The organism is Falsiroseomonas sp. CW058, assembly GCF_050563535.1.
Classification (GTDB): domain Bacteria; phylum Pseudomonadota; class Alphaproteobacteria; order Acetobacterales; family Acetobacteraceae; genus Falsiroseomonas.
On sequence record NZ_JBNXUO010000028.1, the window covers coordinates 56,112 to 67,664 of the forward strand.

Genomic DNA, 11,553 nt, shown 5'->3' on the forward strand with positions numbered 1-11,553 from the left:
GGGTTCCGCATCCGGCGGGCGCCACCGGCGGCGCCCCGAGGCCCCTCAACGCGTCGCGCGGGCCCCGGGGCGTCGCGATGCCGCGGGCGTGATCAGCCCCGCAGCGCCCGCCAGACGCGTTCCGGCGTGACCGGCAGGTCCACCCCCGCGATGCCCCGCGCCGCCAGCGCATCCGCCACCGCATTGGCCAGCGCCGCCGGCGCGCCGTTGGTCGGCAGCTCCCCCACTCCCTTGATGCCGAGCGCGTTGTTGGGCGAGGGCACGGGGACGCTGGAATGGGCGAAGCCCGGCAGGTCCGCGGCGCGTGGCATGGCGTAGTCCATCAGCGTCGCGGACAGCAGCTGCCCGTCGGCGTCGTAGCGCGCCTCCTCCATCAGCGCCTGGCCGATCCCTGCCGCCCAGCCGCCATGCAACTGCCCCGCCAGCAGCAGGGGGTTCACCACCACGCCCGCGTCGACCGCGGCGGCGAAGCGGTCCAGCGTGACGGCGCCGCTCTCCGGGTCGATCACCACCTCGCAGGCGGCGATGCCGGCGGGCCAGGTTTCCACCGTGTCGGCGAAGTCGGCGCGGCCTTCCAGCCCGCCGCGTTGCGCCGCGACCTCGGCCAGCGTCACGCGGCGGTCGGTGCCGGCGACCTCGTAGCGCCCGTCGCGCCATTCGATGTCGGCCGCCGCCGCCTCCAGCATCTCCGCCGCCGCCTCCCGCCCCTGCTCGATGGCGGCGCGGGCGGCGAGCGTGAGCGTGGTGCCCGAGACGATGGTGGAGGAGGACCCGCCGGTGCCGCCGCCGCGGGGGATGGACTCGCTGTCGCCCTGGATGATGCGGACCCGCGCGGGATCGACACCGAAGCTGGCGGCGAGCACCTGGGCATAGGCGGTCGCATGGCCCTGCCCCTGGCTCTGCGTGCCGGTGCGCGCGGCGATGCCGCCATCGGGCAGGACCTCGACGACCGAGGTCTCGGTCCCCCATCCGCCGGAGCCATGCAGGTGGCAGGCGAGGCCGCGGCCGCGCAGCAGCCCCTTCGCGGCCGAGGCCGCGCGCCGCGCCGCGAAGCCCGGCGCGTCCGACATCTCCTGCGCCGCGTCCAGCAGCGCCCCGTAGTCGCCGCTGTCGTAGCGGTAGCCGAGCGCGGTGCGGTGCGGGAAGGCGTCGCGCGGCACCAGGTTCAGGCGGCGCAGCGCCACCGGGTCGCGCCCCGTCTCCCGCGCCGCGGCATCCACCAGGCGCTCCAGCAGGACCAGCGCCTCCGGCTTGCCGGCGCCGCGCACGGCATCCACCGGGGCGGTGTTGGTGAAGGCGCAGCGCATGGCGATGTGCGCGGCCGGGATGGCGTAGAGGCCGGACAGCACCTTCGCCATGCCGCCGGTCGGGATGGAGGGGTTCACGGTGGAGACGAAGGCGCCGAAATTCGCCACCGCCTCCACCCGGATCGCGAGGAAGCGGCCATCGGCGTCGAGCGCGAGCGCCGCGTCCGCGACGAGGTCGCGGGCATGGGTGTCGGCCAGGTGGTGCTCCGCGCGGTCCTGCACCCAGCGCACGGCGCACCCCAGCCGTTCGGCCGCGAAGCAGACCAGCGCCTGTTCGGGATAGGGCGGCAGCTTCGGCCCGAAGCCGCCGCCGACATCCCCCGTCACCACGCGCAGCCTCCCGCGCGGCCAGCGCAGGACGTCGTCGCACAGGATGCGGTGCAGCAGGTGGACGCCCTGCGACGGCGTGGTGAGCGTGACGCGCCGCGCCGCCGCGTCCCATTCGGCGGTCGCGGCGCGCGTCTCCATGTAGCCCGCCAGGATGCGCGCGGAGCGGTGGCGCAGGCGCGCCACATGCGCGGCGCGGGCGAAGGCCGCTTCCACCGCCGCGGCGTCGCCCCGGTGCCAGTCGCAGACCAGGTTGCCCGGCGCCCCGTCATGCAGCAGCGGCGCGCCGGGCAGCAGGGCGGCGGCGCCGTCCACCACCGCGGGCAGCGGGTCGTAGTCCACCCCGATCGCCTCGGCCGCGTCGCGCGCCAGGTGCGGCGTCTCCGCCACCACCATCGCCACGATCTCGCCGACATGGCGGACGCGGCCGGGGTTGATCGGAAGGCGCGGCGGCTCGGCATGGCGCCGGCCCGCGGCGTCGCGGATCTCGGTGACGGCGGGGTTGTGGCCGAGGCCCGCGGCCAACGTGTCCTCGGCGGTGAGCACGGCCGTGACGCCGGGCATGGCGCGCGCCGCGGCGGCATCGACGCGCAGCACGCGGGCATGGGCGTGCGGGGACCGCAGGAAGACCGCATGCAGCGCGCCCGGCGGGGCGAGGTTGGCGGCGAAGCGCCCGCCGCCGGTCAGCAGGCGGGGGTCCTCGAGCCGCCGCAGCGGCTGGCCGAGGCCGGGGAGCGTGTCGTAGGCCATGCGCCCCCCTATCGCGTCGTCGCGTCGAGGAAGTCGAGCAGGGCGCGGATGTCCTCGTCGTTGTCCACGCGCTGCACCGGCATCCTGGTGCCCGGCGTCACCACGTCCGGCCCGCGGCGGAACAGGTCCGCCACCGTCTCCCGCGTCCAGGTGATGTCGCCGCGCGCCAGGCGTTCCGAATACGCATAGCCCGCGACGCTGCCCATGCGGCGGCCGAAGATGCCGTGCAGGTGCGGCCCGGCCATGTTGCCGCCCTCCGCGGTCAGCGAATGGCAGGCCGAACAGGCGCGCCAGACGCGCGCGCCATGCGGGTCGGCCCCGGCCGGGGGCGCCTGCTCCGCCTCCCCGCCCAGCGGGCCGACCGGGCGGCCGGTCGCGGGGTCCCAGCGGCGCACGCGGCGGTCGGCGCCGCCGGTCCAGAGGCTGCGGCCATCGGCCGAGAAGGCGGCGGACCAGACCGGCAGGCCGGGCCCTTCCAGCGTGTGGCGCAGCCGCAGCGTCGCCGCGTCCCACAGCGTGACGCTGCCGCCGAGCGACCCCGCCGCCAGCACCCCGCCATCCGGCGCGGCGGCGAGCGCGACCACCGGGCGCGCGCCGGCCTGCACCTCCCGCACGGCACCGTCCGGCGTCACCAGGCGCAGCATCCCGTCCACCCCGCCCACTGCCAGCGTGCCGTCCGGCAGCGCCGCCATGGCGTTGAGCGGGAAGCCGAACTCGGCCAGCACGCGCGGCGGCTCGCCTTCCGGCCACAGGCGCAGCGTGCCGTCGAAGCCGGCCGTCGCCACCACGCCATCGGCGCGGAAGGCAACCGCGTTGACGTTGCCGCGATGGCCTTCCAGCACCCGCGGCCCCGCCCCGCCGCCCAGGTCCCAGACGCGCGCCGTGCCGTCCCAGGACGCGGAGGCGAGCCGCGCGCCATCCGCCGAGGCGGCCAGCGCCACCACCGTCTCCCCATGGCCGTCGAGCACCCGCATCGGCTGCGCCCCCGGCCGGGCGGGCCAGAGCGCGATGCGCGCATCCTCTCCCGCGCTGGCCGTGATGCCGCCCGGCAGCGCGGCCAGCGCGTTCACCGCCCCCCCATGCCAGCGCACCACCGCCCGCGCGCGGCCGCTGGCCGGGTCCCACAGGATGATGGACTGGTCGAAGCCGGCCGAGGCGAGCCCGCCATCGGCCGCGGCGGCCAGGGCGCGCACGGGGCCGCCATGGACGGCTTCCTGCGCGACGGTGGCCGGCGACAGGGACAGCAGGGCGAGCAGGGCGAGGATGCGGCGCATGCGCCACAGTTTGCCGCGGCACGCCCGCCCCGCAACCGGGGCCCCCGCTGGCCTTCCCGCGCGACACGATGATGATGCCGCTTGCGGCGGGAGATGAAAGGAATTACACGACGGCAACCCCGCGTCCATGCGGGGAAGCGCGGGGAGAGTGAAGCACGGCCGCCGCCAGGACCCGCGAAGCGGGCCGCGGCACCGTGGCGCCGGGACCGTGGCCATGTGGCCGGTTCCATCCAGGGAAGGGAGACAAGCGATGACGCAGCCCAGCGACCAGACGCCCGACAACACCCAGACGCTGACGCTGATGGTGGGCGTCGGCGCCGCCGTGCTCGCCTTCTTCATGCCCGCGGTGGTGTTCAAGGGCGCCGGCAACGCCGTGCACGACCTGTCCATCATCGAGAAGCTGCCGGTGATGACGGGCATCGCCTTCCTCGCCCTCGCGGCCGCGGTGGCGACCCGCTTCATGGAGCAGTACCGCCGCTGGGCGGAACATGCGACCGTCGCCGCGATCGTGCTGATCATGCTGCCCGCGCTCTGGGGCTTCATCAGCGCGATCGACGCCTGGAGCGGCACGCGCGCGATGATCCTGCAGATCGCCGGCACCCGCAGCGTCATCATCAACCCCGGCGCCGCCTATGTCCCGCTGATCGCCAGCGCGGTGCTGCTGACGATCTCGCTCCGCCGCCGCAAGGACACCGCCCAGCCCGCGGCGGCCTGATACGATCGGTCGAGTGCTTCGACCGATCGTGCATCTTTTTCGTGCCCTCGGGCACCGGGCGCCGGCATCCGCCGGCTCCGCTACGCGCCACCTGGCGCGGCGGCCATCCGGCCGCCCGGCCCACTCCGTGGGCCGCAGGGGCCAGTGCACGATGCCGGTCGTCCGACCGCGCCGGGCGAGGGCCGGGCTCCACGCGCGCCGCATCGCGCGGTAGCCTGCCCCGCCACGCGCGGAGGGAGTTGCGATGACGACGGGGACCGAGATCGCCTGGGCAAGGCTGACGGCGGCCGAGATCCAGGCCCGCGCCGGCACCGATGCCGTGGTCATCATCCCCGTCGCCTCGCTGGAACAGCACGGCCCCCACCTGGCGACCGGGGTCGACATGTGGCTGGCGGGCGGAATCGCCGAGCGCACGGCGCGCCGGCTGCACGCCGCCGGCAACCCGGCGCTGGTCCTGCCCTGCCTCTGGACCGGGCTGGCCGAGCACCACATGCCCTTCGGCGGCACCGTGACGCTGGAACGCGACGTCTTCGCAGGCCTGGTCGGCGGCGTCGCGCGGTCCGTCGCGCGGCACGGCTTCCGGCGCATCGCGCTGCTCAACGGCCATGGCGGCAACATCGAGGCGATCGCGGCCGCGGCGATCGAGCTGACCACCGCGCTCGGCACCCCCGTGGTGGGCGTCACCTACTGGCTGGCCAATGCCGACACCTTCGGCGCCATCCTGGAACGCCAGGCCAATGTCCAGCATGCCTGCGAGGCCGAGACCTCCATGATGATGGCGCTGCACCCGGACTGCGTGCGGGCGGACGCCATCGCCCGCGCCCTGCCGCGGCGCGCCGTCCCGCCCGCGCCGCCCGGCTTCCGCCGCCACCGCAGCTTCGCCGAGGTGACCGACACCGGCGTCATCGGCGATCCGGGCGCGGCCAGCGCCGCCAAGGGCGAACGCCTGCTGGAGGCCGCGGCCGCGCGGCTTGCGGAGGAGCTGGCGCGGCCCGAACTCTGGCGCTGACGCCGACGCTGCCCGTCGGGCGCATCCGCGCCACCCCTTCCGGGCGCATTCGCGCCACCCCTTCCGGGCGCATTCGCGCCTCCTCCTCCGGGCGCATTCGCGCCACCGGCGGCAGCCCGGAGCAGGATGCGTGACTCCCCCCCGCCCCGTCCCCATATCCTGGTCCCGGGACGCGACATGCCGCGACCCGTCCGCCGGACCGTTGCGCGATCGGGAACCACCCCCATGTCGGCCGTCGAGGAAGGCGCCGAGAGCCGGCGGGAGGGATCGCCCCCCGCCGCACCCAGACGCCCAAGGATCAACCGAGTGAACATCCAGACACCGAAGCCGCACATCGCCGAGCCCCATGCCTCCGCCGAGCCCCGCCCGACGCGCGAGGATGCGGAGGCGGCGATCCGCACGCTGCTTCGCTGGGCCGGGGACGACCCGGGCCGCGAAGGGTTGCAGGACACGCCCGCCCGCGTCGCGCGCGCCTATCGCGAATGGTTCTGCGGCTACGAGGAGGACCCGGTCGAGCTGCTCGCGCGGTCCTTCGAGGAGACGGACGGCTACGACGAGATGGTGGTGCTGCGCGACATCCGGCTCGAGAGCACCTGCGAGCACCACATGGCGCCGATCCTCGGCCGCGTGCATGTCGCCTACCTGCCGAAAGGCCGCGTGGTCGGCATCAGCAAGCTCGCCCGCGTTGTGGACGCCTATGCCAAGCGCCTGCAGATCCAGGAGAAGCTGACGGCGCAGATCGCCAACACGCTGAACGACGTGCTGAAGCCGAACGGCGTCGCCGTGGTGGTGGAGGCCGCGCACCAGTGCATGACGACGCGCGGCGTCCACAAGCCTGGCGTCACCATGGTGACCAGCCGCATGCTCGGCGGCTTCCGCGACGATGCCAGCACGCGGCGCGAATTCCTGTCGATGATCGGCGCGCCGCGCGGCGTGGTCGAGGGGTAGCGCCTGATCCGCGGAGGCGGGATCGCCGGAGCGGTGAATCGGCCGCCCTGACGAAGGCCACGGCGTGATCCACGAAGGTGGATCACGCCGTGGCGCGTGATCCGGCCCGCCTTCCCGCCGGGAAGGCCGGGCCGGCCCCTACCGTGCCAGCGCCTGCGCCTGGTCCAGCAGCGCGCGCAGGTCGGCATCGTCGAGGCCGAGCGCCTGCGCGCGGCGCAGCGCCTCGAGCGCGACCAGCGGCCGGTCGAGCCGGAGCGCCGCGACGCCGCGGCCTAGATGCAGCGCCGCCCGGTCCGGCGCCAGCAGGATCGCGGCCTCGAAGGCTTCGAGCGCCCCGGCCCATTGCTGCAGCCCGTGCAGGACCTCGCCGCGCAGGCCGTGCGGGCGGTGGTCGGCCTCGTCCAGCGCGACCGCCAGGGCCAGTGCCTCCAGCGCCTCCTCCATCCGGCCGAGCGCGGCCAGCGCCTCGCCGCGGCCGGTCTGCGCCGTTGCCATCCGCGGGGCGCGCCGCAGCGCCCCCTCGAACAACGACAGGGCGCCCGCATGGTCGCGCTGCTGCAACACCACATGGCCAAGCTCCGCCAGCGCCGGCGGGTAGTCGGGGTCGAGCGCGATGGCGCGCCGCGCGGCCGCCGCCGCTTCCTCCAGCCGCGCCAGGGCGCGCAGCGCCGCGGCTTCCTCCACCAGCCCCGGCCGGTCGTCCTCGTCGAGGTCCTGCGCCCGGCGCGCGGCCGCCAGCGCATCCGCAGGCCGGCCTAGGTCGCGCAGCAGCGTGGCGGAGGCGAGGTGGGCCCAGGCGCTGCCGGGGTCGAGTGCGAGGCCGCGCTGCTGCGCCTCCAGCGCCTCCGGCCCGCGGCCGAGGGCCCGCAGCGCCTGCGCGCGTCCGTAGTGCCCCGCCGCGTAGCCCGGCCGCGCCGCGACCAGCGCATCCAGCATCCCCAGCGCCTCCGCCGCCCGGCCCGAGGCGACGAGCGACTGCGCGGTGAGGTAGACGATGGTCGGCTCCGTCTCCGCATCCGTCGCGCGGCGGCGCAGCAGCGCCAGCCGGTCGCGCAGTTCCTGCGGCGCCAGGCCGGACTGCGCGACGTGCCAGGCGTAGAGCCGCGGCGCGACGATGCGCCAGACCTCCGGCGCGGCGCGGGCCAGCAGCGGGTCGGCGCCCTGCGCGGCCGGGCCTTCCACATCGGCGATGACGCCGTGCCCGGCCAGCCGCAGCCGCAGCCGCAGCGTGTCGCCGGCGGTGACGATCTCGCCCGACAGCCGGCGCTCGGGCCAGCCCAGCAGGCTCCGCACCACCGACGCGACCGAGCGCAGCGAGATGCCGGCCACGGGGATGTTGAGGTCGGGCTGGGTGCCGTCGAGCTCCGCCGCGGGGCGGCTCATCGTCTCGCCATGGACGGCGCGGGCGGTGGCCTCGATCGCGTCGAGCAGGCGGTGGGCGATGACGTCGCCCGTCATCCCGGTGTCGGACAGCGCCGAGGGGACGGAGAGCGGGACGACGTCGATCGGCTGGCGCGCCGCTTCCTGCAGCACGATCGCGACCGCGATGCCCCCGCACAGCAGCGGCACCAGGGTGACGGCCAGGTGGTTGGCGGTGCGCCACCCGGCAAGGCCCAGCCCCCAGGCGCGGCGCAACAGGCCGGGGGACGGCGGGGCGATGTCCGGCATCGCGCTCGGCGGGGTCACATCCATCCCCGCAGCAGACGCCATCACGGACCGGTGATCAAGCGTTCCGTGGGCGGTCCGGCCACCGTCCCCGCGGGCCGCCGCCGCCGGCCGGCAGCGTCAGCCGACCGCCTCCGCCTCCACCTCGAAGACCAGCCGCGGGTCGGCCAGCCCGGCCACCAGCAGCAGAGTGCTCGCGGGCGCGTGGGTGCCGAGGAAGCCTTCCCGCTGCGCGCGCCAGACCGGGATCAGCGCGCGTTCGGTCAGGAACACCCCCATCTTCACGATCTGCCCGGGCCCCATCCCGTGCGCCGCCAGCACCGCGCCGAGATTGGCCAGCGCCTGGGCGATCTGCGCCTCGCCCCCCTCGGCGAAGCTGCCATCGGGGCGCACCCCGATCTGGCCGGACACCAGCAACCGCCGCCCGCCCCCCTCCACCAGCGCGGCATGGGAGTAGCGGGAGCCGGGCGGATGCACGCCGCCCGGGTTGGAGAAGGTCACGGCCATGGCATCATCCCCTCGGAAGGTCCTCGCGCTCGATCGCCTCGCCGCCATCCGGCGCCGCCGGGGCGGGCGGGGCGGCGGCGCCCTCGACCAGCCAGGCGCGCAGCGTGCGGCGGATCTGGAACTCGAACTCGACGTTCAGCTCCTCCATCGCCTGTCGCACCACCTCCTCGGCGGCGCGCGTCCGGGCGGCGGGGGAGGTGCCGTCGGGCAGCGTCCGGCTGCGCCGCGCCTCGGCCTCCACGAAGCCGGTGCGCCGCCCCTCGGCCGACAGGATCTCGAGCCGGCAGAGCAGCCGGCAGGTCAGCCTCTCCCCCGGCTCGCCGCCGAAGAAGCCGCCAAGGCCGCCCTGCGGCGCCAGGCGTTCGCGGCCGAACTGCGCGGCGGCGATGGTGAAGCGCGCCGTGCCCTCGGTGCCCATCGGCACCAGCCGCTCCTCCGCCATGCGGCGCATCTCGGCCTCGGGGCGGACCGGCGCGGGCTCGCTCACCCGCACCGCGCCGGGGGCGGGGTCGGCGACCTCCACCTCGGCGATGTTGAGCCGGATGGGCGTGAGGTAGCGGTAGCCCGTGACCAGCGGCGCAAGGGTCGCCGGCTCCTCCCGCCCGCCGCCGGCGCAGGCGCCGAGCGGCAGCAGGGCGGAGAGCCGCATCAGCTGGCGTCGCGTCGGCATGTGCGGCCCTTCCCCGGTGTCATCGCGGACATGATACAACCGGACCGGGCCCGGCCGCCATTCAGGCGCGCCCCGCCTTGCCCTGCACCTCGTCCCGCTCGAAACGGAAATCGAGGTTGCAGAACTCGCAGGTCATGGTGATGGCGCCGCCCTCGGCCATATGGTCGAGGTCGTCGGGCCCGAACCCCTCCAGCACCTGCGCCAGCCGCGCGCGGGAACAGCGGCAGCCATAGGACAGCGCCCGCGGCCGGTCGAGCGCGAGGCCCTCGGCGTGGAACAGCCGGTGCAGCAGCCGGTCGGAGGGCAGGGCGTCGTCCAGCAGCTCCTCGGCGGTGATGGTGCCGGCCAGCGCCTGGGCGGTGCGCCAGGCTTCGTCCTGCGCCTCGGCATCCGCATCCGGGTCGATCCCGCCCTCGCCGGCCACGCGTTCGATCACCAGGGCGCTGGCGCGCCAGCCGGCGGGGGTGCGGGCGCAGGCCAGGTGGACCTGGCTCTGCAACTGTTCGGAGGTGCGGAAATAGGTGCCCGTCATCTCGGCCAGCGTCTCGCCCTCGATCGCGACGATGCCCTGGTAGCGGTCCATGTCGGGCCCCTGGTCGCAGGTGAAGGCGAGGTAGCCGGACCCCAGCAGGGCGGCCGCGCTCGGCTGCGCCCCGGCGGCCAGCACGGCGCCGAGCTTCTCGGGCTCGGCGCGGGCATAGCCGCGCAGCGCGCCGGATTCGGTGCAGTCCGCCAGCAGCATCGGCACCGGGCCGTCGCCCTTGGCCTGCAGGCTGAAGGACCCGCGGAACTTCAGCGCGGTGGCCAGCGCGGCGGTCAGCGCCATCGCCTCGCCGGTCAGGCGCAGCACGGCGCCGTTCTGCGCCTCGTGCCGGCCGAGCAGCGCCTCCGCCAGCGGGCCGAGGCGCACCAGCCGCCCGCGCACCGGGCGGTGGTGCAGGTGGAAGGGCTGCACGCCGCGGGGCACCACCAGGTCGGGCACCGGCGGGCGGTCATGGTTCAGGAAGGCGGGGGTGGCGGACGGCGCGGTCGGGTCGGTCAAGGTGGAACCAGTCATCACGGGGGAAGGGAAAGGCGTCCCCCGTAGATAGGGGCGCGCGGCGCCGGGGAAAACGCCATGCCGCGCGGCATCCGCGCCGCGGCTCTGTCAGGCCCCGCGCCGGGGGCTCACCGGTGCCCCGCAGCCAGGCCCCGGTGCAGCGCGACCAGCCGCGCCGCCTCCCCCGCCCAGCCGAAGCGGCCGAGCGCCGCGGCCCGCCCGCGCGCGCCGAGTTCGGCCCGCCGCGCGGGGTCGTGCAGGGCGTGCAGCGCGGCCGCGACCCGCGCGGGGTCGGCGGTGTCCACCGCAATGCCGCAGCCCGCTTCCGCCACCACCGCCGCGACCTCCTCCGCGAAGTCGGGCACCACCACGGGCAGCCCCGCCAGCATCGCGTCGAACAGCTTGTGCGGCAGGGCCAGCCGGTGGTTCTCCACCCCCGGCTGGAACAGCACCAGCGCCACGTCGCAGCGGGCGGCGAGGGCGAGGGCGGCCTCGCGCGGCATCCAGGGATGGATCTCCACCCGCGCATCGAGGCCGAGCGCCGCGGCGCGGGTGCGGAAGGCGGCCTCGCTGCCATCGGTGAAGCGCCCGGCCAGCACCAGCCGCGTCGTCCCCGGCAGCAGCGCCAGCGCGTCGAGCATCGCGAAGGCGCCGCGCGCGCGGCCGAGCGCGCCGAGATGCAGCAGCGCGACCGGCCCCGCCGCGTGGCGGCGCGGCGCGAGCGGTACGGGGTCGGCGTAGTTCCGCACCGGAGTGCAGCGCGCGGGCCCGCCGAAGGCGTCGTCCAGCCCCGCCTTCGCCACCACCACCGCATCGGCCCGCGCGCCCAGCCACCGGCAGGCGGCACGCAGCAGGCCGCGCGCGACCGGCCGCAGCGGCGCCGGCAGGCGCGGGTCGAGCCGCGAGGGGTAGTGTTCATGCACGTCGATCACCAGCCGCGCCCCGCAGCGCCGCGCCGCGATCAGCCCGGCCAGCCAGGAATCCGGCTCATGCGCCTGGATCGCGGCCGGCCGCAGCGCCGCCGCGCGCCGCGCCAGGGCCGGGATGCCGCGCAGCCGCGCCGCCCAGCCCCGCGCGGCCGGGAAGGGCAGCAGCCGCAGGCCGAAGGCGTCGCGCGCGCCGCCCTCGCCCGGCGCCAGATGCGCCACGCGGAACCCCGCCGCCGCCAGCGCCGCGCCTTCCTTCTGGGCGATCCGCACGTCGTCGGGCGGATGCGCGGCGGAGAGCATCAGGATGTCGGGCGTCACCGCGCCGCACGCTCCACCACCGCGACCAGCCGCCGCGCGATCGCCTCCGCGTCGAAGTCGCGCTCCGCCAGGGCGCGGGCGGCGCGGCCCATGGC

At 76.3% G+C, this 11,553-nt stretch carries 10 protein-coding genes; 3 read left to right on the top strand and 7 right to left on the bottom strand.

Features of this window, described 5'->3' with window-relative positions:
* Positions 1-92: 92 nt before the first annotated feature.
* Positions 93-2,384, bottom strand: coding sequence for a xanthine dehydrogenase family protein molybdopterin-binding subunit (locus ACK8OX_RS19595; RefSeq protein WP_430665926.1), 2,292 nt, complete (start codon positions 2,382-2,384; stop codon positions 93-95).
* 8 nt (positions 2,385-2,392) lie between these two features.
* Positions 2,393-3,658 carry a c-type cytochrome gene (locus ACK8OX_RS19600; protein ID WP_430665927.1) on the bottom strand — a complete coding sequence of 422 codons (1,266 nt, stop codon included), beginning with the start codon at positions 3,656-3,658 and terminating at the stop codon, positions 2,393-2,395.
* A 250-nt stretch (positions 3,659-3,908) separates the two neighbouring features.
* Between ACK8OX_RS19600 and ACK8OX_RS19605 the strand changes: the two genes are divergently transcribed.
* From ACK8OX_RS19605 to folE, 3 genes are all read left to right on the top strand, one after another.
* Positions 3,909-4,373: a hypothetical protein gene (locus ACK8OX_RS19605; RefSeq protein ID WP_430665928.1), complete on the top strand. Its 465-nt coding sequence runs from the start codon at positions 3,909-3,911 to the stop codon at positions 4,371-4,373.
* A 244-nt stretch (positions 4,374-4,617) separates the two neighbouring features.
* Positions 4,618-5,382, top strand: coding sequence for a creatininase family protein (locus tag ACK8OX_RS19610; RefSeq protein WP_430665929.1), 765 nt, complete (start codon positions 4,618-4,620; stop codon positions 5,380-5,382).
* Between the two features lie 306 nt (positions 5,383-5,688).
* Positions 5,689-6,330, top strand: a complete 642-nt coding sequence (folE, locus tag ACK8OX_RS19615; protein WP_430665930.1) for a GTP cyclohydrolase I FolE — start codon at positions 5,689-5,691, stop codon at positions 6,328-6,330.
* A 138-nt stretch (positions 6,331-6,468) separates the two neighbouring features.
* Here folE and ACK8OX_RS19620 read toward each other — a convergent pair whose 3' ends face one another.
* The 5 genes from ACK8OX_RS19620 to ACK8OX_RS19640 all read right to left on the bottom strand — a co-directional run bounded on the left by ACK8OX_RS19620 (position 6,469) and on the right by ACK8OX_RS19640 (position 11,458).
* Complete coding sequence (locus ACK8OX_RS19620) at positions 6,469-8,022, bottom strand: tetratricopeptide repeat protein (RefSeq protein ID WP_430665931.1); 1,554 nt, start codon at positions 8,020-8,022, stop codon at positions 6,469-6,471.
* Positions 8,023-8,115: 93 nt separating this feature from the next.
* The gene (locus ACK8OX_RS19625) at positions 8,116-8,502 is read right to left on the bottom strand and encodes a RidA family protein (protein ID WP_430665932.1); all 387 of its coding nucleotides are present in this window, start codon (positions 8,500-8,502) and stop codon (positions 8,116-8,118) included.
* 4 nt (positions 8,503-8,506) lie between these two features.
* Positions 8,507-9,172: a hypothetical protein gene (locus ACK8OX_RS19630; protein ID WP_430665933.1), complete on the bottom strand. Its 666-nt coding sequence runs from the start codon at positions 9,170-9,172 to the stop codon at positions 8,507-8,509.
* A gap of 61 nt (positions 9,173-9,233) precedes the next feature.
* On the bottom strand, positions 9,234-10,214 hold the full coding sequence (locus tag ACK8OX_RS19635) for an Hsp33 family molecular chaperone HslO (protein WP_430665934.1): 981 nt from the start codon (positions 10,212-10,214) through the stop codon (positions 9,234-9,236).
* A 125-nt stretch (positions 10,215-10,339) separates the two neighbouring features.
* Positions 10,340-11,458, bottom strand: coding sequence for a glycosyltransferase (locus ACK8OX_RS19640; RefSeq protein WP_430665935.1), 1,119 nt, complete (start codon positions 11,456-11,458; stop codon positions 10,340-10,342).
* Positions 11,459-11,553: the final 95 nt, after the last annotated feature.